The 21,456-nt window shown below is 39.7% G+C and carries 30 protein-coding genes and 2 riboswitches; of the genes, 16 read left to right on the plus strand and 14 right to left on the minus strand.

The features are described 5' to 3' along the window. Positions 1-323 precede the first annotated feature (323 nt). On the minus strand, positions 324-635 hold the full coding sequence (locus AC1DVK_RS21295) for a rhodanese-like domain-containing protein (protein WP_089364997.1): 312 nt from the start codon (positions 633-635) through the stop codon (positions 324-326). 238 nt (positions 636-873) lie between these two features. Beyond that, positions 874-1,902: an NADH:flavin oxidoreductase/NADH oxidase gene (locus AC1DVK_RS21300; RefSeq protein ID WP_477627321.1), complete on the minus strand. Its 1,029-nt coding sequence runs from the start codon at positions 1,900-1,902 to the stop codon at positions 874-876. 185 nt (positions 1,903-2,087) lie between these two features. Here AC1DVK_RS21300 and AC1DVK_RS21305 point away from each other — a divergent pair, with 185 nt between their 5' ends. Next, entirely contained in the window at positions 2,088-2,528 is a 441-nt protein-coding gene (locus AC1DVK_RS21305; RefSeq protein WP_477627322.1) for a MarR family winged helix-turn-helix transcriptional regulator, read from the plus strand. Between the two features lie 133 nt (positions 2,529-2,661). Here the strand turns inward: AC1DVK_RS21305 and AC1DVK_RS21310 are convergent, their stop codons facing one another. Then, positions 2,662-3,504 carry an aldo/keto reductase gene (locus tag AC1DVK_RS21310; protein ID WP_477627323.1) on the minus strand — a complete coding sequence of 281 codons (843 nt, stop codon included), beginning with the start codon at positions 3,502-3,504 and terminating at the stop codon, positions 2,662-2,664. A gap of 180 nt (positions 3,505-3,684) precedes the next feature. Beyond that, entirely contained in the window at positions 3,685-4,890 is a 1,206-nt protein-coding gene (locus tag AC1DVK_RS21315; RefSeq protein ID WP_477627324.1) for an MFS transporter, read from the minus strand. A gap of 186 nt (positions 4,891-5,076) precedes the next feature. Between AC1DVK_RS21315 and AC1DVK_RS21320 the strand changes: the two genes are divergently transcribed. From AC1DVK_RS21320 to AC1DVK_RS21330, 3 genes are all read left to right on the plus strand, one after another. Beyond that, entirely contained in the window at positions 5,077-5,448 is a 372-nt protein-coding gene (locus AC1DVK_RS21320; RefSeq protein WP_034309370.1) for a winged helix-turn-helix transcriptional regulator, read from the plus strand. Between the two features lie 550 nt (positions 5,449-5,998). Continuing rightward, positions 5,999-6,310 (plus strand): hypothetical protein, encoded by a 312-nt coding sequence (locus AC1DVK_RS21325; protein ID WP_410863479.1) that lies wholly within the window; start codon positions 5,999-6,001, stop codon positions 6,308-6,310. A gap of 30 nt (positions 6,311-6,340) precedes the next feature. Beyond that, complete coding sequence (locus AC1DVK_RS21330; protein ID WP_477627325.1) at positions 6,341-7,489, plus strand: CAP domain-containing protein; 1,149 nt, start codon at positions 6,341-6,343, stop codon at positions 7,487-7,489. Between the two features lie 103 nt (positions 7,490-7,592). Here the strand turns inward: AC1DVK_RS21330 and AC1DVK_RS21335 are convergent, their stop codons facing one another. After that, the gene (locus tag AC1DVK_RS21335) at positions 7,593-8,786 is read right to left on the minus strand and encodes a nucleoside transporter C-terminal domain-containing protein (RefSeq protein WP_061464477.1); all 1,194 of its coding nucleotides are present in this window, start codon (positions 8,784-8,786) and stop codon (positions 7,593-7,595) included. 175 nt (positions 8,787-8,961) lie between these two features. Beyond that, a riboswitch (purine riboswitch) is annotated at positions 8,962-9,066 on the minus strand. Between the two features lie 327 nt (positions 9,067-9,393). Between AC1DVK_RS21335 and AC1DVK_RS21340 the strand changes: the two genes are divergently transcribed. Next, entirely contained in the window at positions 9,394-10,098 is a 705-nt protein-coding gene (locus tag AC1DVK_RS21340; protein ID WP_410863519.1) for a DUF421 domain-containing protein, read from the plus strand. A gap of 210 nt (positions 10,099-10,308) precedes the next feature. Here AC1DVK_RS21340 and AC1DVK_RS21345 read toward each other — a convergent pair whose 3' ends face one another. Further along, entirely contained in the window at positions 10,309-11,055 is a 747-nt protein-coding gene (locus tag AC1DVK_RS21345; RefSeq protein ID WP_061464478.1) for an alpha/beta hydrolase, read from the minus strand. A 310-nt stretch (positions 11,056-11,365) separates the two neighbouring features. On the opposite strand from AC1DVK_RS21345, the gene AC1DVK_RS21350 reads away from it, so the two are divergent. Genes AC1DVK_RS21350 through AC1DVK_RS21380 form a run of 7 tightly spaced genes read left to right on the plus strand, consistent with a single transcriptional unit; the run spans position 11,366 to position 14,520 of the window. Continuing rightward, positions 11,366-11,686, plus strand: coding sequence for a PadR family transcriptional regulator (locus AC1DVK_RS21350; RefSeq protein WP_089364730.1), 321 nt, complete (start codon positions 11,366-11,368; stop codon positions 11,684-11,686). Next, positions 11,686-12,549, plus strand: coding sequence for a permease prefix domain 1-containing protein (locus AC1DVK_RS21355; RefSeq protein WP_410863482.1), 864 nt, complete (start codon positions 11,686-11,688; stop codon positions 12,547-12,549). Before AC1DVK_RS21350 ends, AC1DVK_RS21355 begins: the two co-directional genes overlap by 1 nt. A gap of 12 nt (positions 12,550-12,561) precedes the next feature. After that, positions 12,562-13,593: a TolB family protein gene (locus tag AC1DVK_RS21360; RefSeq protein WP_410863484.1), complete on the plus strand. Its 1,032-nt coding sequence runs from the start codon at positions 12,562-12,564 to the stop codon at positions 13,591-13,593. Positions 13,594-13,618: 25 nt separating this feature from the next. Further along, complete coding sequence (locus tag AC1DVK_RS21365; RefSeq protein ID WP_477627326.1) at positions 13,619-13,864, plus strand: hypothetical protein; 246 nt, start codon at positions 13,619-13,621, stop codon at positions 13,862-13,864. Further along, entirely contained in the window at positions 13,842-14,006 is a 165-nt protein-coding gene (locus tag AC1DVK_RS21370) for a hypothetical protein (RefSeq protein ID WP_477627327.1), read from the plus strand. The genes AC1DVK_RS21365 and AC1DVK_RS21370 overlap by 23 nt, the downstream gene beginning before the upstream one ends. Further along, positions 14,003-14,272 carry a hypothetical protein gene (locus AC1DVK_RS21375; protein WP_477627328.1) on the plus strand — a complete coding sequence of 90 codons (270 nt, stop codon included), beginning with the start codon at positions 14,003-14,005 and terminating at the stop codon, positions 14,270-14,272. The genes AC1DVK_RS21370 and AC1DVK_RS21375 overlap by 4 nt, the downstream gene beginning before the upstream one ends. 38 nt (positions 14,273-14,310) lie before the next feature. Next, a complete protein-coding gene (locus AC1DVK_RS21380; protein WP_477627329.1) occupies positions 14,311-14,520 on the plus strand; it encodes a hypothetical protein in 210 nt (69 codons plus the stop codon). 47 nt (positions 14,521-14,567) lie between these two features. Here the strand turns inward: AC1DVK_RS21380 and AC1DVK_RS21385 are convergent, their stop codons facing one another. The 3 genes from AC1DVK_RS21385 to AC1DVK_RS21395 form a co-directional block, all read right to left on the minus strand. Next, positions 14,568-14,717 (minus strand): hypothetical protein, encoded by a 150-nt coding sequence (locus AC1DVK_RS21385; protein ID WP_155726451.1) that lies wholly within the window; start codon positions 14,715-14,717, stop codon positions 14,568-14,570. 20 nt (positions 14,718-14,737) lie between these two features. Beyond that, positions 14,738-15,280 carry a VUT family protein gene (locus tag AC1DVK_RS21390; protein ID WP_061464480.1) on the minus strand — a complete coding sequence of 181 codons (543 nt, stop codon included), beginning with the start codon at positions 15,278-15,280 and terminating at the stop codon, positions 14,738-14,740. A 51-nt stretch (positions 15,281-15,331) separates the two neighbouring features. Next, a riboswitch (PreQ1 riboswitch) is annotated at positions 15,332-15,374 on the minus strand. Between the two features lie 116 nt (positions 15,375-15,490). Next, on the minus strand, positions 15,491-15,661 hold the full coding sequence (locus tag AC1DVK_RS21395; protein WP_477627330.1) for a hypothetical protein: 171 nt from the start codon (positions 15,659-15,661) through the stop codon (positions 15,491-15,493). 110 nt (positions 15,662-15,771) lie between these two features. Here AC1DVK_RS21395 and AC1DVK_RS21400 point away from each other — a divergent pair, with 110 nt between their 5' ends. Both AC1DVK_RS21400 and AC1DVK_RS21405 read left to right on the plus strand, forming a co-directional pair. Continuing rightward, entirely contained in the window at positions 15,772-16,245 is a 474-nt protein-coding gene (locus AC1DVK_RS21400) for an SRPBCC family protein (protein WP_477627331.1), read from the plus strand. Positions 16,246-16,293: 48 nt separating this feature from the next. Further along, a complete protein-coding gene (locus AC1DVK_RS21405; protein ID WP_477627332.1) occupies positions 16,294-16,734 on the plus strand; it encodes an SRPBCC family protein in 441 nt (146 codons plus the stop codon). A 270-nt stretch (positions 16,735-17,004) separates the two neighbouring features. On the opposite strand, the gene AC1DVK_RS21410 is transcribed toward AC1DVK_RS21405, so the two are convergent. Further along, on the minus strand, positions 17,005-17,976 hold the full coding sequence (locus tag AC1DVK_RS21410; protein ID WP_477627333.1) for an HD domain-containing protein: 972 nt from the start codon (positions 17,974-17,976) through the stop codon (positions 17,005-17,007). A gap of 46 nt (positions 17,977-18,022) precedes the next feature. Then, a complete protein-coding gene (locus AC1DVK_RS21415) occupies positions 18,023-18,307 on the minus strand; it encodes a hypothetical protein (protein ID WP_284469960.1) in 285 nt (94 codons plus the stop codon). A gap of 235 nt (positions 18,308-18,542) precedes the next feature. Here AC1DVK_RS21415 and AC1DVK_RS21420 point away from each other — a divergent pair, with 235 nt between their 5' ends. Further along, on the plus strand, positions 18,543-19,112 hold the full coding sequence (locus AC1DVK_RS21420) for a TetR/AcrR family transcriptional regulator (RefSeq protein ID WP_410863495.1): 570 nt from the start codon (positions 18,543-18,545) through the stop codon (positions 19,110-19,112). Positions 19,113-19,165: 53 nt separating this feature from the next. Beyond that, the gene (locus AC1DVK_RS21425; protein WP_410863496.1) at positions 19,166-19,513 is read left to right on the plus strand and encodes a DUF4260 domain-containing protein; all 348 of its coding nucleotides are present in this window, start codon (positions 19,166-19,168) and stop codon (positions 19,511-19,513) included. 62 nt (positions 19,514-19,575) lie between these two features. Here the strand turns inward: AC1DVK_RS21425 and queE are convergent, their stop codons facing one another. Genes queE through queC form a run of 3 tightly spaced genes read right to left on the minus strand, consistent with a single transcriptional unit; the run spans position 19,576 to position 21,432 of the window. Beyond that, entirely contained in the window at positions 19,576-20,304 is a 729-nt protein-coding gene (queE, locus tag AC1DVK_RS21430) for a 7-carboxy-7-deazaguanine synthase QueE (RefSeq protein WP_061464485.1), read from the minus strand. Further along, entirely contained in the window at positions 20,297-20,767 is a 471-nt protein-coding gene (gene queD, locus AC1DVK_RS21435; protein WP_061464486.1) for a 6-carboxytetrahydropterin synthase QueD, read from the minus strand. Before queD ends, queE begins: the two co-directional genes overlap by 8 nt. Continuing rightward, complete coding sequence (gene queC / locus AC1DVK_RS21440; RefSeq protein WP_061464487.1) at positions 20,767-21,432, minus strand: 7-cyano-7-deazaguanine synthase QueC; 666 nt, start codon at positions 21,430-21,432, stop codon at positions 20,767-20,769. Before queC ends, queD begins: the two co-directional genes overlap by 1 nt. Positions 21,433-21,456 lie beyond the last annotated feature (24 nt).

Consider the following 21,456-nt stretch of genomic DNA (forward strand, 5'->3'; position numbering starts at 1 on the left):
GGCCATATGAGGACTAAAAACCATAGACGTTTGTTTTTGAATCATCGTACTCACCCACATAAATTTATTACCTTGATTATAAAACAAAAAAAGGTAGATTTCCTCAGAATAAACTGAGAAAATCTACCTCTATTGGCCCAGAAGGGACTTTTTCAGTGCCCTCTCATGAAAGGACCCTTTTTTTCATGCCTTTAAATATGCACGTCTTTCCGCATATTCTCGGCATTGTGAACAAACCGCGATTTTTTTTCTTTCTTCATTCAAATATGTCGTTACATTCTTGGATTTACGCTTACAAAAGTAACAGGTTTTTTTGAAGAGCTTCACTTAACGATGACTTCGCCGTCCCATTCAAGCATTCCGCCTTCCATGTTTGCCACTTTATATCCTTGTTCCTGAAGATAATGGCATACATTTTCACTGCGGCGTCCTGAACGGCAGATAAAGATGTATTCTTTTTCTTTATCAAAATAATCAAGATTAGCTGGGATATCATTCATGCGGATATGTTTCGCGCCTTCGATCATTCCTTCTTGCACTTCTTCGTCTTCACGAACATCGACAAGTTCCATCGCTTCGCCTGCCTCAAGCTTTGCTTCCACTTCTTCAGTTGTAATGACTTTGATTTCTTCCATAATTAGCACCTCGAATTATCGTATGATTTATCTAATTCATTATAACAAATATTCCAGCCAAACATTACTTTATGGATTGTGTACTTTTAAGGTAAACATACAACGCTAATTGAAAATGCATGTTCACTTATATTCATTCTTGATAAAAGCGCACCTAACAGGATAGCTGATTTTTAAAAATAAAACGCCAGCGAATATCATTTTCGCTAGCGTTTTATTTTGAACTAATGAATTATTCTTAATGTCTGAAACCTCGCTCATATTGTTTAGGAATATCAACTTGTTTATTCAAAGTTTTAGATGCTTCTAGAGACCAGTAAGGGTTGCGCAACATCCCTCTTCCTATTGCCACCAAGTCTGCTTCTTCATTTCCAATGATTGAGTTTGCAAGAATTGGATCATCTAATCTACCTACAGCAATCACTGGAATATCCAAAGCTTTTTTAATTTCCCTAGCCAATGGCGTTTGATAGCTAGCATGCGTGCCCGGTCTTCCGTCTGCTCCAATCGGGCCCTCTCCGCCAGAGCTGACATGGAACATATCCACACCTGCTTCTTTAAAGACTTTGGAAAACTCAATACTTTCTTCCAGACCGTATCCGCCTTCCACGTATTCTTTTGCAGAAATACGCATAATTAAAGGCATATCAGCTGGCATTTCGCTTTTCACTGCTTCAATTACTTCTACTCCAAATTTGGTTAAGTCTTTTCCGTATTCATCTTCACGTTTATTCGTAAGTGGCGATGTGAATTGGTGAATTAAATATCCGTGTGCCCCATGCAATTCAATCACGTCAAAGCCTGCTTGAACGGCTCTTCTAACTGAGTTACGGAATTTATCGACCATTTCCTTAACTTCTTCCGTCTCCAAAGCTCTTGGTGTCTTAAACGTTTCGTCAAACGTGATGGCTGATGGTGCTACCGGCGTTTCTGCATCCTGTGCTTTACGCCCCGCATGAGCAATTTGAATACCGATTTTTGCACCGTATTGATGAACCTCCTTAACGATTTTGGAGAAGGCATCAACTTGATCGTCAGACCATAATCCAAGATCGCCATTCGTAATCCGGCCATCAGGTTCTACATCCGTCATTTCCACGATGATAAACCCAGTGCCGCCAATTGCTCTGCTCACATAATGGTGCTGATGCCAATTAGTTGGTATCCCATCTTCCGCTTCGACGGAATATTGGCACATCGGCGGCATGACGATCCTATTTTTCAATTCAAGTTCTTTTATGCGATAAGGCGAAAATAAATCTTTCATATTTTTTATCTCCTTCAATTTATAATGCATGCACATGCATTTATATCATCTCGATAATATTGTGTCAACTAATCAGATTCTCCTTAACAGACGATTGCGTTCATTGTAAACGCTATCGTCTGTTGGTACACATTCTTTAATATGTGGTATATTTAAAGGAAGTAAGCAGAGGAAGGCGAATATAAATGTCCAGTGAACAAACCCTTTTAAATACATGGTTATCTTTTACACGTATTCATGCCGAGCTCGCCAATGAGCTTGATCGAATGCTGCAAGCAAGACACCAAACGGCTTTGAATGAGTTTTATGTTTTATTATTTTTATCTAAAACACCAGAAAAAAAACTGAGGCTGCTGGAATTGCAACAGTTAGTCGGGTTAAGTCAAAGTGCGATGTCAAGGCTTTCTGTTAGAATGGAAAATAAAAGCTGCGGCGTCATTCAAAGGCTTGGATATGAAGACGACCGTCGCGGTGTGTGTGCGATCATAACGGACCTTGGTGAGATAAGACTTCAGGAAATCCTTTCCACCGTAAATGAAACACTTGAAAAGTCTTTAAAGAATAATGACATCGACACAGCACTGAATTTATTCGTCCATGCAAAAAAGCAGAACACAGGAGAATGATTGAAGCGATTTCGATGGCTTATATGAAATTGTGCTCCATTCAATTTGGAGCCTTTTTTTCTTTTCCATATTTGGGCAGACATCCAAAAAAAGAGAAAGACGAATGCTCTCGTCTCTCTCCTTCATTCAACTATTAAAAGTCGAAATTATCAGGATCTGGACCAACACGGTGATTCTGATTCAATCCATCAATTTGGTTCAATTCCTCTTCCGTCAATTCGAAATCGAATACAGATGAGTTTTCTACAATACGATGTTCTTTAGTGGATTTGGGAATCGTTACAATCCCATTTTGTATATCCCAGCGCAAAATGACTTGTGCAACTGATTTGCCATGCTTGGCCGCAATTGCTTGTAAAACGTCATTATCCAAAAGTTCACCTTGCATCAATGGTGACCAAGCTTCAAGTTGTATTCCTTGTTCCTTACAAAATGCCTGAACTTCTTTTTGAGTTAAACGCGGATGGCATTCCACTTGATTGACCATCGGCTTCACTTCGGCATCTTTCATTAAATCTTTAAGATGGTGAATCTGGAAATTGCTCACACCGATCGCTTTTACTTTTCCTTCTTTATAAAGAGTTTCCAGCGCTCTCCAAGCTTCCTTATATTTTCCTTCCACAGGCCAATGGATAAGATATAAATCCAAGTACTCCAAGCCAAGTTTCTTTAAGCTTTTTTCGTAAGCCGCGATTGTTGATTCATATCCTAAATCAGCATTCCAGACTTTTGATGTTACGAATAAGTCTTCCCTTGAGATTCCAGCTTCTTTTAAGCCCTCAATGATCCCTTGTCCGACCCCTTCTTCATTTTCATAAATGGCAGCCGTATCGATACTGCGATAACCATGTTTAATGGCCACTTTAACTGCATTTACCAGCTCCGGTCCTTCTTCCACCTTAAATACGCCCAATCCGAACCAAGGCATTTTAACGCCATTATGCAACGTAGTTGTATCTTGTAAATTTTTCACCATTATACTCTACCCCCAAATTTTTTCTTCATTGTTTTTAAGATTGTAATGCGTTTAAGTATCAGTATCATTACATCCCTTCAAGGAACCTTCCATCATTCGCTGAAGGGATGCAATGATACTTGGTTAATGATACTCTAAACGCATAGCATGCTTTTTCTAACATGCATCACTTTTTCAATCCTATGCTATTTTGCCAGTTCCCTTGGAACGGTCTTTACTTTCCAAGGCACGGCTCCAAGCTGTTAAAATCACTGCTGCAAACACCATAACTCCACCTATCCACGCTGTATGAATCAGTCCGATCGAATCCGTAATCACCCCACCTAAGTAGGCACCAATGGCGATTCCCGCATTGAAGGCAGCAATATTGATGGCTGACGCCACGTCCACTGCACTCGGCACGAAACGCTCCGCTAACATGACGACATACACTTGAAGCCCCGGAACATTCATGAATGCAAATAATCCCATTAAAATGATCGTAATTAGACCGGCTATCTTAAACGGTGCTGTGAAAGTCAAGACAACAAGTACAATGGCTTGAATAAGAAACATATAGAATAGGGCATTAATAGGATTGCGATTCGCGAATTTCCCGCCAAGGGTATTTCCTATTGCTATGGCTACTCCATATATTAGCAAAATCAATGCCACTGTTCCTTCTTTATACCCTGTCACTTCCTGAAGTAATGGCGAGAGGTACGTGAAGACAACGAATGTACCTCCATACCCTAATGCTGTAATGATGAATACTAGCAGCAATCGGCCATTCGTAACCAATTTGATTTGGTCACGGAACGTTGTCTGTAAAGCTTTTCTTAAATCGGACGGGACCAGGATGCTGTTCCCGATGAAAGCAATCAGGCCGATTGCCACAATGATCATGAAAGCGAATCTCCAGCCGAATTGCTGACCGATGAAGGTTCCAAAAGGAACTCCGGTCACCGTTGCCACCGTCAGGCCTGTAAACATGATGGCGATGGCACTTGCCCTGCGGTTTTCAGGGACCAAATCAGCAGCAATCGTAGCGCCGATTGACATGAAGATACCATGTGCAAGCGCTGAAATGACACGTGCGATCAATAATACACCGACCGTGGTCGCAGAAGCCGCTAATGCATTTCCGGCAATGAACACGACCATTATCCATAGCAATAAAGTCTTTCGCGACATATCCGATGTCAGGGATGTCAGGATAGGTGCCCCGAACATGACCCCTAAGGCGTATAAGGATACCGTCAATCCCGCCGTCGTCACTGTAATGTGTAAATCTTTAGAAATGAGTGGTAATAGTCCAACGCTGATGAACTCTGTTGTTCCAATCGCAAAGGCACTGATCGCTAAAGCCAGCAATGCCCATGTACTTCTATTTTTACTTGAAATCATATCCTCTTCTCCTTCTCCGTTTTGTACTATCATTGAAATTGCCTTAGCAACTTTTTTTATAAATGGTACAGTTGAATTCGGTGTGCAAATGTTATTATGAGTTATAATAGAAATAAAAAACAGTACGTACTTTAAAGTGATATAGGCACCTTTTAGTACCTATAAAACAAGGAGAGTATGCCAATCATGCAAAAAAAGAAATACAATATATCAGTTGAAGCGACACTGGAAGTAATGGGCGGAAAGTGGAAATGCGTAATCCTCTGCCATCTGACCCACGGAAAAAAGCGGACCAGTGAATTGAAGCGCCTTATGCCGAACATCACCCAAAAAATGTTGACCCAACAATTGAGGGAGTTAGAAAAGGACGAGGTCATCAATCGTATCGTTTATAACCAAGTCCCCCCTAAAGTGGAATATGAACTTAGTGAGTATGGGCAAAGCCTGGAAAGTATCCTATCCGCACTGTGTACGTGGGGGGAAAATCACATAACCAGAGTGTATGGGGATAAGTTTTCCGTTCTCGAGGAAAGTGTATTGAATGATCAATTAAAGTAATTCAAAACAAAAAAACGGAGTCCCCTAAAGGGATTCCGTTTTTTTGCTGAACCGATCAAACATCATCATTGAAGAATAAAACAAAAAAGATTAGCTCAAATGTGCTATTTTTTTTTGTTTATAATGAATTCTCCTAATTTAACTAATAAATGCAAAGTGAAAATGATCATCATTGTTCTGGACACTACATACCCATCAAGAGCTGAATCATATCCTCCAGGTATTAATAATTCAGGTTTGAAGCAAATAAAAATCGATATTGCGAGAGGTATTAAAATAAGAATGAAAGCTAGCTGAGTTTTGTTATCCATAAAGCATCCCGCCTCAGTGCATTAATTTAACAAATTATAACATTATTATCCATCAATTAATAACCTAATAAAAATACCATCGTAAGAGGCATCCGTTTTATTCCCCACTATATTTTTGGTATAATATGTATGCGATTTAATATGTAAACTCTGTATGTGATCAAGCAGGACAGTGTTGATCACTTAAAGTTTTTATTTTGTAAACAAATGAGTATAATGGTGAAACCAAGGAGTGACATATGAAGGTCTTATTAGAATTGATGCGCATCATATTAATATTCGGGATAGCCGGATCGATCATTTCGAATATTGTAAACGGTATATATATAAACATGGGAGTTAATCCGAATCAGTATGGCTGGCTAGGCTCGATTGCGATACTCATTTTATTATTTGTCTGGTATAGAAATAAACTTCAGTTCAGTGGCTGGTATTCGGGAAAAGGGAAGGAAAAGCTTCCAAAAACGGCCTCCCAAATACTAATCATGTGTTCACTCTTTTTGTTATGTGCTCCACCTGTTTTAAGTGTGCTGCAGCTGATATTTCAATAATCGGGATTCGATATCCCAGATAGAGCAGGAGTGTACGATTTGCGGAATTTGTTTAATATTGTAGTTCTCATACTCCTACTCGGTGGATTTTGGTATGGATATGGTAAAAATATTCAGGAGTCTGGATTCAAGGCGGGGGTTGGTTCCTTTGCATCCGATGTTCGTTCCTTTATAAACGGGCCCGAGGTTTCAACTGCCTTGGAAAAACTGAACACCGGAGTCAACAACCTGATGGGTTCGCTGGCTGAAACTTTGGATACCGCTTCAGAAAAAGAAAAGCAAGAAACGGAAAAAGTGAAAAAACCAGCACTGGAAGCACCTTCTGAAGCATCCTTTTCAGTCAGTAATATCGAAATTGGCGACACAAAGGATGACGTAGAAAAACTGGCTGGGGAAGCAAAGCGGAAAACGCGGAATGAATATGGCGTAGACTGGTTCGCCTATCATGAAAATTATCAAAACTTCTTCATGGTTGCCTACGATAATAACAATAAAGTTGTTGGTTTATATACGAATCAAGATTTGATTTCCTCAAAGGAAGGCATTAAACGCGGCACCCCTAAGGAAACCGTGACTGCGAAATTGGGCGAGCCTGTAACAAAACTGCTTAAAGGCAACGTCTATTATCAGATTCGAAGTGATGGCGAATACGATATGTTTAAAATGGATAATAGCTATGTGACCATTTTTTATGATAAACATGAAAATAATACAGTCACATCGATCCAGATCATCGACGAAAAACTGGAAAAGCAAAAGAGCGGCTATTTTGCAAAAGCCAGCCCCGAGTTAAAGAAAGGCTTTGAATATCAATTATTCGATTTGACCAATGCATCACGGGTCAATCATAATCTCTCAGTGCTTTCATGGGATAAACGAGTGAAGGTCACTGCACAGGATCACAGTACAGATATGGCCGTCAATCAATACTTCAACCATACAAACCTTGAAGGAGAATCCCCGTTCGACAGGATGGAAGATGACAAAATCAAGTTTCGAATGGCTGGGGAAAACTTGGCTGCCGGTCAGAATAGCAGTATCTTTGCCCATGAAGGCCTGATGAATTCCATTGGCCACAGGGAAAACAAATTACAGAAGGATTTTGAATCGCTCGGTGTCGGAGTGGCCTTCGATGAGGAAAATAAACCATATTATACGGAGAATTATTTGAGGAAATAAACCAAAAAGCTGTGCAGGGAGAATCCCAGCACAGCTTTTTTCTCCAGAATAAAAGAGAGGGCATCCATTTTAAAAAAATGGATGCCCTCTCTTTTATAATGTATCACCAAACGAATAATCCAACCATCATGGCACTTAACAAGGAAACAGCCATCCCGCTTAGCAGCAGTTTCCAGACATTCCTACCGATAATGTTCGATTTCTCATCATTTAGGATGGAATTGAATGTTCCATAAATCATTCCCACTGTACTGAAGTTGGCAAATGACGTCAGATAAGTGACAGCAACAGCGACTGTATGCGGAGACAGCGTACTGATTTTATCTTTTAAATCGAGCAAGGCGACGAACTCATTCGTGGCAAGCTTGATTCCCATCAATTGAGCGACATACATGGCATCATGTCCTGTTAGTCCAAGCAGGAATGCAAATGGACTAAAAATGACAGAGAAGATTTTTTGAATGGTCAGGCCATCCACAAAGAAACCGAAAATACCGTTTACACTGGCCGTTAACGCCACATAACCGATTACCATTGCCATGATGACGAAGACCATTTTGGCCCCCACCAGCATACTGTTAGAAATGGTGGAAAAGAAATCTTTACGTTCCTCTTTAGAAGGTACATAAACGACGTCTTCCTCTTTACTGACATCGACGGGATTTAGCATGTTAGCAATCAGCAAGGCATTTAAGCAGTTCAAAGGTATCGCTACAAATACATAGGTTGCCGGTACCATGGATAGGTAGGCTCCAATAATTGAACCGCTGATGCTGCTCATGCTCATGATTCCGAATGTCAAAAGTCGCTGATCTTTAATCGCGCCGAGTTGAACACGGAGAACAGCAAGTGCTTCGGTATTCCCAAGGAACATCATCTGAATCGAAAAGAAACTCTCAAGTTTTGGCAAACCGGATACTTTTGAGATGAGCCATCCCACTTTATCAATGATCCAGGTAAGTATACCGAAATACGATAAAACATCAAAAAACGTGATAATGAAAATAATTGGCATCAATGCGCTGAAAAAGAAATCCACATGTTCATTTGCCATAACTGAAGGAAAGACGAATGAAATCCCTTCATTTGCACATCCAATCAACCAGGTGAAGAATGAAGCGATCAGATTAATGACCCACGCCCCTATCTTAGTTGATAACATGAACCCTGTGATAAGCAATTCAAGAACCAGCAAGGTAAGAATGGCTTTCCACTTAACGCTCCTTTTATTAGGTGAACAAAGGTAAACGATACCCATTACAACTAAAACACCCAGTATATTCAATAAGAAATACATGCTTTCATCCCCTTTGGATATATCATTTCCCATTCATTTTTTTTATATAAAAAGCCCTTACCTTTTTACACTTTCAGCCGCAGGAAGAAAGTGTGAAAAAGTAAGAGCCTTCATTAAAAAGGGGGTATGCTGGATCAAGTTTTCAAGCGAACCAACCATAAACCAATTCATCTCTTTTATTTTCATACTTCCTTGTAGTCCGGCATTATTCACGGCTGCCAGGTAGAAACTATCAGACCATTGTTACTGATAATATACAAGGATATTTTTTAAATAAATTTCTTAGGAAAGATATCATTTTAAATCAGTTTATTTTCAATTACAATACGTTTTACAATTGTTATATTAATATAAATTTTTCGAAAACATTTTAAAAAGAAATCTCCGAAGGGCCAGTGTTGGGTAATACTTATGAAGTAGTATATCCCACCCACCCATCAACAATAAAAAACACCTGCTTTATAGCGGTGTTGTTATAGCTCGAATAAATTCGCCATATTACCCTTTAGAGTCATGCCGTTTTAAAAAAAACTTCCCACCTGTGATAATCCTTGATTCAATGCTTCATACTAAATAGTATATTTCCTTTATAAGGACGTGGATTTTGGTGGATTTTATTTTTAGCCAGGAAACTCTTACTACAGTTCAGTGGATGTTGAGAGCCATTACATCCTTCATCGTTTTACTTTTTTCGGTTAAATTGATGGGGCAACGAGCCATTTCTCAGTTAAGATTAATTGATTTTATAATGGCATTAATTATTGGGAACATTCTTGCCCACCCTTTGTCTGATGCACATTCAGGTTTGAAGGGTTCAATGATAACGACCTGTGTATTAGTCATTTTATATATCATTAATGTGTTTACAAGTCTTAAGTGGGGCAAACTCCGAAGGTTCTTTGACCCCTCACCCTTTACCCTTATCGAAAATGGGCAAATCGTTTACAAAAGCTTAGCAAGGGCTCGAATCTCCATCGATTTTTTACTATCTGAATTAAGAAAAGAAAAAATTGTCGATATTGAGAAAGTATCACTCGCACTATGGGAACCTGATGGTACTATTTCATTGTTTTTAGATCCTCAATATAAAGCGCTAACTCCAGCAGATATGCATATAGCAACTAAAGCCTTCACTTTACCTAAAACGATTATTAAAGAGGGGAAGATTGATTTTAAAGAATTAAATCAAGACGGTAAAGACGAAGTATGGCTGAAAAAAAGTCTCAAAATGACTTATAATGCCGACGTGAAAGATATTTTATTAGCAACCATTGATAATAACGATAACATAAAGGTCTTTTTTTACAAATAACTACTTGAAGCTCTTAGCACTGCGAAAGAATATAAATACTTTTTTCTCGCTTAAAATAAATCCCGGTGAAAATTTGAGTTATTTCTTTTTGCAGACAAAATAAAATCCCCTCAAGAAGAAAGTGTAAAACCTACATATAAATGTCGGCTTTACACTTTCAAACTTAAAGGGGATCATATCACATTCATGACCTTCAAGAAAACTCTCTTATTACTCCGACCAATGCAGAGTATTTAAGAACTTGTACACATCCTCATAAACCTGCTCACGTTCTTTACCTAATGTAATTATATGGCCAGAGTTTTCATACCATATCAAGTGTTTATGCTGCGTATCGACTTCATTGAAAATCGCTGTAGCACTGTTCGTATAGTCGGGATCATCCAAACGCCCTTGTAAAACAAGAGTTGGTGATGTGATTAAATCTAAATCTTCACCAGTCTCATTTATTATATTCACCATATCATTCAGCGAAGTCATAGGGTCTTCTTCTAACAGCTTCACTTCGGCAGCAATTTGGTCTGCATCTTTGCCTTCAAACTTCTTATAGGCCTGTGCATAATTGAGCAAGCGTTTTTTTTGTCGATCGCTACTTTTCCCTTGTGTCGGTGCACACATTGCAACTACCCCTGTTACAGGAAGTTCAATTCCTACTTTTAATGAGAACAATCCTCCTAAAGAAATTCCTGCAACAGCAATTTCCTCGTAGCCTTCATCTTTAAGGAATTGATAACCTTCCACTACATCTTTCCACCATTGCTTTGGACTTGTTTTAGCAAGTTCCTCGGCTGATACGCCATGCCCACTATAAAGGGGTCCGTGGCAAGTATAGTCGCGATCATTCAGGTATTTCCCTAATTTCTTCATGTCTCCTGTACTTCCGGTAAACCCGTGAAGTAAAAGAACAGCTCTTTTTCCACCTCTGTATGTGAATGACTCAGGTGCTTTCACTTTCATCTATCTAGGACCTTCTTTCTGCTCTTGTTGATAAATAGAATCTAAATGATTTTCAAAAAAAAATCAATTAATACCCCTTGAGTGGGATTTCTTCTATCCTATTCCGTATTTTCATTCAAACAGATAAATCATGTATTTATTATCCTTACCACACTCTTTACAACTCATCCGTTCCGAAGCACATTTTACTATGATTGATTTTATTTAGCAATCGTCATTTAACCATTTTTTTTAAGAAAAGTAAAATGCACCTTGTAATACGATGTACATCGTATTACACTAAAAGCAAATGATAAAAGAAGGTGATTATTTGGATAAAGAATTGATGAAGGGAAGCATTGACCTCCTTTTGCTTTCACTTCTTTCACAAAAAGAGCTGTATGGCTATGAAATGACGAAGATTCTTAAGCAAATGAGCGAGGGGCAATACGAAATCAGTGAAGGTACCCTATATCCGGCTCTTAAGCGTTTAGAAAGAAAGGAATTTATAGAAGGGTATTGGAAAGAGTCTGAGTCAGGACGAAGGAAATATTATCGTATCACGGACAGCGGCAGAACCGAACTTGAACGGAAACGCAGCAGCTTTACCTTCCTTGAAAATTTAGTTCGGAAAAGCGCGGAGGATTTCTGATGAAAACAACATTTGAAAAGTATGTAAAAAAAATCGTCAACCAAACCGATTGTACCAAGGAAGAAAAAGAAGATATGTCTGAAGAACTGCTCCTCCATTTGAAGTTGAGCCGGGATGATTTAATAAAGCAGGGGAAGACCCCAAAAGAAGCCGAGAAAATGGCATTAATCCTTTTTGGCGACGAATGGGAAATCGGCAGTCAAATTCAGCAGGCCATCTTTCCATACCGAAAAGAACTTATGCTTACTTTATCCATCGTTTCAATTCTTTTTACGTTTTCGGTGTATGCGCTGCAACTATTCCAAAAAGGAGATGCTTACATCGGCTGGCTTCTTTTTTCGATACTGACTAGCGCAACTTTACTCTCACTTACACTTAACCTCCTAGTCTCTATCAACCGGAAAATCATGGTCAACACCGTGTTAGTGACCCATGCCCTTGTCTATGTATATGGATGGGGAATCGCTTCCGCCCTTGACTTCACATTATTTCCTTTATTCAGCTTGATTATGGCAGCAATTCTCCTACTATCTCTTTACCTCATTTACAAAACAGCCTTGGTTCTTCCGGGATATAGTGGAAAGACTTTAAAAAAAGCAAAACTTCTGCACATTTTCAATATTTCACTCGGCATCTTGATTTTGTCAGTTACCTTATTTTTCTTATATGCTTTTTTAATCTTCTCAAGTGAAGTCCAGCCGTTTATGCTTTTATTTTTCATCCCGACCGTCTTATGGATTTCGTTATATACCCTACAGATTAAACTGTTAAAAAAGCTTCCTGTTGCTTCAAATATATGTGCTGTTTTACAGGTATTACTTGTTCTAGCCATTATTGTTACGATGATGATACTCTACCGTTAAGGAGTCCTTCAAATGAAAAAGATGCACATCTATCTCATTCTGATCACGCTTGCGATTGTGACTGTCTTGTTTGTCATCGCCGGATTGATCTTTAAAAAAGAAGAAAATGAAAAGCAGCAGGGCTTAACCAATCAATACGACGTATCCGCCCAAGGAACAATTGCATACGTCACACACATTAAGGGGAAACCACAATTAAAGCTCTATAATCCTGCATTATCCATTGAAGAAAAAGTCCTTGAATTGAGCAACGATGAACAAATCCTTGACCCGACTTATTCCTACGAAGGGGATATACTTGCCTTTATCGTAGCTAAAAAGAACCAAGAAGAAGATTCAACCAGTTCCATTCACCTTTTTGATATGAAATCACAGAAAATCAGTGAATTATTCAAAGCAGACTTCCTGGTCACAGAACTCGATTTCACAAAAAGCGGCCGCTCTCTCTTTTATATCGGAGCCGGTACGTTTAAAAACTACTCGCCGATCACGGGTCCCCGCCCTCACGATCTCGATATTTACGAGTTTGATATAGAAAAAAAGGAGTCCATCCAACTAACCTCTTTTAAGAAATATGGTCTTAGTTCCCTAAATGTCTCCCTTGATGGAGAAGCCGCTTATTATCAAACCGATGATGACGCGGATGCTAAAACGGCTGATGATATTTTTGAAACGCATCAACGGATTTTCAAAGTGAAATTTGACAAATCAAGTGTCGAAACTGTCACAGATTCTAAACGTGATGTCGACATTTTTGATTTCACAATTACCCCTGATGAAAAAACGATGATTTTCCAGTCCATCTCCAATGAGCAATCAGGCAGTACCTATATTTATGAGCTATATAGCTATGACCTCAAAACCAAGACCGAAAAGCAGCTGACCCATCTTCAAGGATACACAGATCGCCCAGTCATCAGCAGCGATTCAAAAAATGTCTATTTTATGGTAGACAAGAAATTCGGCAAAAGCGATCCACAGTATCACCTATATAAAGTGGAGATTGATGGAGCCAACCCCGAAGAAATTTTGTTGCCTAATTAATAAAAAAGGATTCCCGCACCAATTATTGACGGTGCCAGAATCCTTTTTTTATGGGGTTACTCGTGAATTTGGACTGTTTACTCGTAAGTTTCGCACATTTACTCGTGAATTCATGCTACACTCCTGGTTTCGCGCTGTTTATTCGTGGGTTCGGCTATTTACTCGTGAATTTTGCACATTTACTCGTGAATTCCGCACGTTTACTCGTGAATTTCGCGCGTTTACTCGTGAATTTCGCACGTTTACTCGTGAATTCATGCTACACTCTTGATTTCGCGCTGTTTATTCGTGAGTTCGGCTATTTACTCGTGGGTTTCGCACGTTTACTCGTGAGTTTTGCACATTTACTCGTGAATTCATGCTACATTCTTGATTTCGCGCTGTTTATTCGTGGGTTCGGCTTGTTTACGTGAGTTTTGCACGTTTACTCGTGAATTCCGCACATTTACTCGTCAATTCATGCTACACTCTTGATTTCGCGCTGTTTATTCGTGGGTTCGGCTATTTACTCGTGAATTTTGCACATTTACTCGTGGGTTTCGCACGTTTACTCGTGAGTTTTGCACATTTACTCGTGAATTCATGCTACATTCTTGATTTCGCGCTGTTTATTCGTGGGTTCGGCTTGTTTACTCGTGGGTTTCGCACGTTTACTCGTGAATTCATGCTACACTCTTGATTTCGCGCTGTTTACTCGTGGGGTTCGGCTATTTACTCGTGAGTTTTGCACGTTTACTCGTGAGTTTCGCACATTTACTCGTGAGTTTCGCACGTTTACTCGTGAATTCATGCTACACTCTTGATTTCGCGCTGTTTACTCGTGGGGTTCGGCTATTTACTCGTAAGTTTTGCACGTTTACTCGTGAATTCCGCACATTTACTCGTGAGTTTCGCACGTTTACTCGTGAATTCATGCTACACTCTTGATTCCGCACTTTTATTCGTGGGTTACTTCAGTCACGCAAAAAAAGGACCTAATTTGGCCCTTTTTTGTCTATTCCTTTATGTTTCCGATAATTGGCGCAGGAGAGCTTCATACATTCCCCCTGGACATGCGGACCATATTTTTCGCGAAAGGCCTCGAGGCAATAGCATTTATCTTCTTCCTTTTTGGTTCCATCCATCGGTGCATCCCTCCTAGAATTCAACCGGAGACTACGCGCTTTTCCAGTCTTACATTGATTCGTCCCAACAGTACGGCACCGATTGACTGAATGACTGTTTTAACGATGATTTGTCCGATAATCGCAGCGGGTACGGCTTCCCATGGCAATATATTGGCACCTAGTGGACTTAGGCCAATCACGACAAATATCACCGAATCGAAAAACCCTCCAACGATCCCGCTGTAAAACACCCTCCAACTCATCGGGAGCTTTAACCGGGTATAAATTTCCGTATCCGCTGTTTCTGCCACCACGAACGATAATGCAGAAGCAAATACAATCAATAACGTATCTCCTAATAAAAATGAAACACATGCAGATAAAATAAGTGCGGTGACGATACACATATAGGTTTTCGCACGGCCGAATTTATTCTGGACCAGATCTCGAAAGATGAAGGTTCCTCCGATGAGCAATGTACCCATCGGAATGATGAACATGCCCAAATGTAATGGATCAAAAGCTGCTGTAACCACATTCGCCGTGACGATGGATACTAAATAAAATAGAATTCTTAACATTTAATTCATTCTCCTTATACAGAAAAAACAGCACCCTAAGAAAGAGCACTGTTCCCCTTAGTTTTTTTGAGAGGGTAGCTAGAACCTCTTCCGCCGGAGCGGATTATCATTTCCTTATTTATCGTAGCTTGAAAACGGTTGGAAATCAAGAAGTTTCCATATGGCCTGATCCTAAAATGTATTCAAGCTTATATCCTTTCAATAATCGCCTTATGATTTCGTTTTGGTCACTGGGAATGGTGCGAATCCACGGATTTCATTTACAGACTCGATAAGCCAATATCCGCTTTGCCAAAGCTTAACACTTAGCAAATGTTCAAGGCTTTTGCCGATTCCTGTCGCAGAAAACTGCTTGACCGGCTGGATATAAAAAGCAGACAATCATTGATAGAGCTATGATACGATTTTGATATTGCAACCCTTTTTGTTTTTATTTGGCACGGACTTGATAAGGAGTGCTAGAAGTATAAACGCGAGGAGGAAAAAGAATAATGAAAAAACCAACGTTTGTCTATCCTATTTATATCGCAACCACACCAGAGAAGCTTTGGGAAGCCCTAACGAGTGGCGAATTCACAAAAAAATATCACTTTGGATGTCAAATCAAGTCATCCTTTCAAGAAGGCGCAACCGTTACATATTTGCTGGAAGATGGACGAATCACTGACCATGGAAATGTACTTAAGTGTGAGCCGCTGCAACTGCTCTCTTTTACATGGAACACGATAGGAGACGAAACACCCCGCGAGGATCCTTCTCGGGTCACTTTTCAACTGCAGCCAATGGATGATTCTACTGTAAAGTTAACACTTACGCATGAAGAGCTACTGGAGACCGATTTCGTATATGGTGACAATACCTTTAAGGGCATAAATAATGGATGGCCAGCTATTCTATGTAACCTGAAGAGCTTGCTTGAAACTGGACGGACCTTGCCGCCAATATATGTAGATCGGGTTAATTAGGTGTTAGTGGGAACTTATTTAAACATATCGAAAGTGAGCTGATATAGTATGGATACTCAAATAACTACGAAATTTAAAATAGGCAAGCCAACTAATGAGGTGTTTGAAGCCATAGTAACCCCTGAAAAAATCGGAAATTTCTGGTTCTCATCGAGTTCTGAAAGATGGGAGCCAGGCAGGACGCTTACATTGAGATATAACGAATACGATGCTGAAGTGGTTATACATGTATTAGAAGTCGAGGAAAATAGGAAAATCGTGTATTCGTGGGGAGGCAACGCCCAAGAAACGGTCGTTACAATTACATTAAAAGAGCTGGATAATACAAGTTCAATTATTGAAGTAAACGAATCAGGTTTGAAGGAAGACGACCCTGACATAATAAAAAAAATGATAGGACAAAAAGAGGGGTGGGTATATACTTTAACCTGTTTAAAGGGTTATTTAGAAAATGGCGTTACTAATTTGAGAGCGTCATTAATTTTTTAAGGTGCTGGTTCAGCTGAAAAAAGATCTCCAAAACCGGCAGTTGGGCATGCCGTCTGCCAGAACATTAACACTGACAATATTTAACTATGTTGTACCTGCCTTTACGATTTAATGATGTTCGAATATCGATAAAATGCCACCACTCAAATAAAGTGGTTAAAGAAAGCGGCTTACAAGTCGTCGATAGTCTATATAAATTTACGGGTAATGGGAAAAACTCAAGGATGGATTCCGTGAGTTTTTCACTTTCTGTTTGGTTTGACGCGAAATTCAATCGAAAATCACCTTTAGATACATGCCCTTCGAAGCTTTTTCATAGGCTTCAATTCCCATGTTCTTCACTTTTTCGGATAAACTGGATGCTCTCACCACTTGGGTTCCTTGAATGATGGAAGGATCCATCAGGCGCACTTTATTTTTCCGATGTAAATCATAGTCCAATTGATCTTCTTTCACCTTTACGTTACCATGGATCCTTTTTAACAGATTTTGCACTTCATCGTCTTCAGTGGAGCTTAACAAGGATATGACTTCTTCATCTGTACCAAGTAAGTCATCAAGGCTGATCAGGTTTTTAGCCAAAGCCAATTTTAACGTCTTTGCCAAGATATCATAGCCATATATATTAAGTGGGTCCATGAAAAAATCAATAACTTCACTGTAATACGTTTTCACAAACCATTCCGCCGAATCAATATTATCCAGATACATTCTTCCATTTACTATGATTACATGATCAAGAAAGTCATGAACGGATTCAAGTGTGATATATCCATACTGATGCATATCCCGGAGAGTATAATCCACCCGATCGGCACATAACCCAGGTGCTGGCTGTTCAAGCATTTCCCATTTTGATTGAACAATAATTTTACAATCATATCCATATTCCTTCAATATAAATGGGATTTCAGATTCCATAATGACATGATCATATATCTTTTCATGATAATCTTCATCTATACAATCCAGAACGAAATCAATAACATGTGAGAATGCAGTATGGGATACGTCATGCAGTAAGCCCGCGATTTGTTCCTCTAATGAACCGCCAAACGCCTTTATTAACAACATCACACCAATTGAATGGTCAAATCGTGTGACATCCCACTTCTCATTAACTAAATAACTTGCCCCACCCTGATGTATTCCCTTCAATCTTTGGACCGGTTTGCTTACTATCAGCTCTTCCAGAACTCCCTCTACAATGTGTTTCCCATAGATACTATCCAAAACTAGCAATAACTGCCTCCCCACCCATTAGTTTACTCATTACAGTTAGGTGATTTCACTGATTTTCTTCTGTAAAAATTATTTCCCCCTTTTCACCTTGCTCATATTGCTTTTTTGCCAATTTTTCCAATTCCTTTTCATCATTCAAATCGATATCAGGTAGATTGCCCTCAGCTTCATCCCCAATGAGTATCACTTCATTAGTTATTACTCGATTTGCTGGATACACCATTATAATGTCTTCCATAGGTTTTGTTTTATTATTAAAAGATTTATTGAATAAAAAACAGCCGGTAAATACTATGAATATTGTAGACAAAATAACTAATTTCCTTTTCATCTATTCATCCCTTCCAACGGGCTTGAGCTTCCTCCATTTTACCATAAAAGTATATTATTAGTTAATGGTGAATACTACTATGTTTGACGTTATAGTTAAACTCTAGTTACATTTAATGGTAAATCCTCACTTAAAAACAGCCATTTAGCAAAATGTCTAATCTTTGATATTTGTAAATCAGTACGGTATCATTCCATTTAACCAGTGGTCAATAAACAAGGGGGGGGGTGGAATGATGTCGCCAAGGAAATCGGCAGGTAAAGAATTATCCAGGGAAATGGTATTGACTGAAGCTAGAAACCTTTTTGCAACCTTAGGGTATTCGAACGTCTCAATGAGACAATTGGCTAAATCATTGGATTGCAGCCATGGAGCCATTTATTATCACTTTAAAAATAAGGCGGAAATATATTACAGTTTGGTGAAAACGGATTTTTCCGTTTTAAATCATTTAATCGATGATATCATCATGTCGGAAAATGACCCTTCTCAAAAAATCGAAAAGATTTTATTATGCTTCATTGAGTTTGGTTTAACACAACAGAATCATTATTCCATCATGTTTTTATCCAAGGAAAAAGAAATTCAGCAGTTGCTTCAATTCGATTCTAATAAAACCTATGAAAAGCTAATCCAATCCTTGACAGAATTAACCGACAACAAACTGAATCCTGCATCCATATGGTCCATTTTCCTTTCTCTTCACGGATTCATAACTTTTTATATCAATTCTGAACTATCCTATCCAGATGTAAAAGGTTTAGCTTATTTTCACGTGAAAAATATCATCAAGAACATTGTTTGATTTTTCACTAAAATTATTGACCAATGGTTAATTAAGTTTTGGGAGGTTGGAAAATGGTAAAGAAATTCCTTCATATCGAAGGACTCATGGTCCTTTTAGCGATGATCTACATCTATTCGTTATATGAATTCAGCTGGTGGATTTTCCTTTTATTTATTTTATCGCCTGATGTTTCCATGTTGGCCTATCTGATTGATGATCGAGTTGGAGCAAAGGTTTATAACCTATTTCACACTTATACCCTGTCCATTTTCATGATTTTGCTAGCCATTTTTCTAAAGTCAGATGCGCTTATGATGATCGGGTCAATTTGGACCGCACATATTGGAATGGATCGGTTATTTGGGTATGGCCTTAAATACACATCAGCCTTCAAAGCTACACACCTTCAAAAGGTATAGGTAGCTTTCCATATGTAAAAGGCAGTGTGATTACGCATCACACCGCCTTCTGTCTCAGATCTTTACACGCCTCGCTTGTTGCCCCATATATAGGTATGAAGCTGTGGCAGCACTTTCACATCATTCAATTCATCATCGGCTATCACTTTATCAATTAGCTCCTCGTATTTCCTCAAAAGCCCGCTGATCAATTGACGATCATCCGCCGTACTGCTGTCGTCATTGCCGACCTGCAGATAAAAAGGAATATCGGGGTAGCGGCCATGTACATTTTTAGCATATTGATAATCCTCTTCGTTAAAGACGACTACCTTCAATGAGACATGGTTTTCAGGGTTTCGATTGGCAAGGTTCGATATGATTTGGTCGAGCACCGTAAAGTCCGTGTTCATTTTTGAACTCGGCGGCTTAGGAGAAATAGTCAATTCATCAATATCGAGAAACCAATCCTGCCATCTGCTCCCTTGTGTTTCGACACCTATTTTCATTTTATTTTCATGTAGGATCGCTACCAGGCTGTTTAAGTTTTTCAGCAGTGCCGGGTTTCCGCCTGATATCGTCACGAAGGAAAAACCGGCACCCCCAATCCGCTTCAGCTCATCCCATATTTCCTCGGCAGTCATTTGGACGGTATCTTCCTTACCGGTTCCATCCCAAGTAAATGCGGAATCACACCAGGCACATGAATAATCGCAGCCAGCCGTCCGAACGAACATGGTTTTTTGGCCAATGACCATTCCCTCACCTTGTATGGTCGGTCCGAAGATTTCCATAACCGGGAGTTTACTCACTTTCCATCCACTCCCGTCTGGCTTCGGCATAGCTTGTCGGCGTTTCGTATAGTCGAACGAATTCGACCCTAGCACCCTCATATTCCTTTAATGAAAGGGCTTCGGCCATTTTTTCATAAATCCAGACAACCATATTTTCAGCCGTAGTGTTCATGAGCGGCAAGGTTTCATTCAAATAACGATGATCAAGGTGGATTTCAATTTCATTTTTCCATATATCCTTGATGTCCCCGAAATCTATCATCAAACCGCGTGAATCCGTATACCCGCTCAATCCGAAAATGACCTTATACGTATGGCCATGCAAGTTCTTGCATTTTCCTTCATAGTCATGTAGATGGTGTGCTGCGTCAAAGGTAAATTCCTTACTGACCATGACCCTTTTAGTTGTATATTTCAATTGGCTGCGCTGAATATCTTGATCTATTTTTTGGAGTTTATCTACTATAGTAAAACCGTACATCACGAAAGCACCTTCCGTCTGCTTACATAGTCATCCAATCCTTTTTTCCGCAACTTACATGCCGGACAATCTCCACAGCCGTCTGATATGATTCCGTTATAGCAAGTCAGGGTCTTTTCGCGGACAAAGTCGAACGCGCCAAGCTGATCGGCAAGCTCCCATGTTTCCTCTTTATTAAGCCACATAAGCGGCGTATCAATCACGAATGACTGGTCCATCGACAAGTTCAAGGTCACATTCAACGATTTAATGAATACATCCCGGCAGTCCGGATATCCGCTGAAATCCGTTTCACAGACACCGGTGACAATATGTTTAGCGCCAATCTGACTGGCCAACACTCCGGCAAACGATAGGAACAGTAAATTCCGCCCTGGTACGAACGTCGACGGCAATTCCCCGTCTTCCCCGTCCTCCACTGCAATGTCACTTCTCGTCAAAGCATTCGGTGCCAATTGGTTCAGCAGCGACATGTCAAGGATATGATGGTTCACGCCCAATTCCTTGGCAATCTCTTGAGCGCATTCGATTTCCAAGCTGTGCCGCTGATTATAATCAAACGTCACCGCTTCCACTTCCTCATATCTCTCCATCGCCCAGAACAGGCACGTCGTACTGTCCTGACCTCCGCTAAACACAACCACTGCCTTTTCTTTCTTCTTCATTTCTATAAAACTCCTTTTTACGGA

This window comes from Peribacillus sp. P4_B1 (assembly GCF_056402395.1).

What these genes read in the sequence shown, in the direction of transcription:
- queC (WP_061464487.1), bottom strand. Translation starts at nt 21,432, where the DNA reads ATGAAGAAGAAAGAAAAGGCAGTGGTTGTGTTTAGCGGAGGTCAGGAC.
- AC1DVK_RS21355 (WP_410863482.1), top strand. Translation starts at nt 11,686, where the DNA reads ATGAAAACAACATTTGAAAAGTATGTAAAAAAAATCGTCAACCAAACC.
- AC1DVK_RS21385 (WP_155726451.1), bottom strand. Translation starts at nt 14,717, where the DNA reads ATGGATGGAACCAAAAAGGAAGAAGATAAATGCTATTGCCTCGAGGCC.
- AC1DVK_RS21400 (WP_477627331.1), top strand. Translation starts at nt 15,772, where the DNA reads ATGAAAAAACCAACGTTTGTCTATCCTATTTATATCGCAACCACACCA.
- AC1DVK_RS21415 (WP_284469960.1), bottom strand. Translation starts at nt 18,307, where the DNA reads ATGAAAAGGAAATTAGTTATTTTGTCTACAATATTCATAGTATTTACC.
- AC1DVK_RS21345 (WP_061464478.1), bottom strand. Translation starts at nt 11,055, where the DNA reads ATGAAAGTGAAAGCACCTGAGTCATTCACATACAGAGGTGGAAAAAGA.
- AC1DVK_RS21425 (WP_410863496.1), top strand. Translation starts at nt 19,166, where the DNA reads ATGGTAAAGAAATTCCTTCATATCGAAGGACTCATGGTCCTTTTAGCG.
- AC1DVK_RS21420 (WP_410863495.1), top strand. Translation starts at nt 18,543, where the DNA reads ATGTCGCCAAGGAAATCGGCAGGTAAAGAATTATCCAGGGAAATGGTA.
- AC1DVK_RS21335 (WP_061464477.1), bottom strand. Translation starts at nt 8,786, where the DNA reads ATGTATTTCTTATTGAATATACTGGGTGTTTTAGTTGTAATGGGTATC.
- AC1DVK_RS21315 (WP_477627324.1), bottom strand. Translation starts at nt 4,890, where the DNA reads ATGATTTCAAGTAAAAATAGAAGTACATGGGCATTGCTGGCTTTAGCG.
- AC1DVK_RS21390 (WP_061464480.1), bottom strand. Translation starts at nt 15,280, where the DNA reads ATGTTAAGAATTCTATTTTATTTAGTATCCATCGTCACGGCGAATGTG.
- AC1DVK_RS21295 (WP_089364997.1), bottom strand. Translation starts at nt 635, where the DNA reads ATGGAAGAAATCAAAGTCATTACAACTGAAGAAGTGGAAGCAAAGCTT.
- AC1DVK_RS21310 (WP_477627323.1), bottom strand. Translation starts at nt 3,504, where the DNA reads ATGGTGAAAAATTTACAAGATACAACTACGTTGCATAATGGCGTTAAA.
- AC1DVK_RS21325 (WP_410863479.1), top strand. Translation starts at nt 5,999, where the DNA reads ATGAAGGTCTTATTAGAATTGATGCGCATCATATTAATATTCGGGATA.
- AC1DVK_RS21360 (WP_410863484.1), top strand. Translation starts at nt 12,562, where the DNA reads ATGAAAAAGATGCACATCTATCTCATTCTGATCACGCTTGCGATTGTG.
- queD (WP_061464486.1), bottom strand. Translation starts at nt 20,767, where the DNA reads ATGTACGGTTTTACTATAGTAGATAAACTCCAAAAAATAGATCAAGAT.
- AC1DVK_RS21405 (WP_477627332.1), top strand. Translation starts at nt 16,294, where the DNA reads ATGGATACTCAAATAACTACGAAATTTAAAATAGGCAAGCCAACTAAT.
- AC1DVK_RS21320 (WP_034309370.1), top strand. Translation starts at nt 5,077, where the DNA reads ATGCAAAAAAAGAAATACAATATATCAGTTGAAGCGACACTGGAAGTA.
- AC1DVK_RS21305 (WP_477627322.1), top strand. Translation starts at nt 2,088, where the DNA reads ATGTCCAGTGAACAAACCCTTTTAAATACATGGTTATCTTTTACACGT.
- AC1DVK_RS21300 (WP_477627321.1), bottom strand. Translation starts at nt 1,902, where the DNA reads ATGAAAGATTTATTTTCGCCTTATCGCATAAAAGAACTTGAATTGAAA.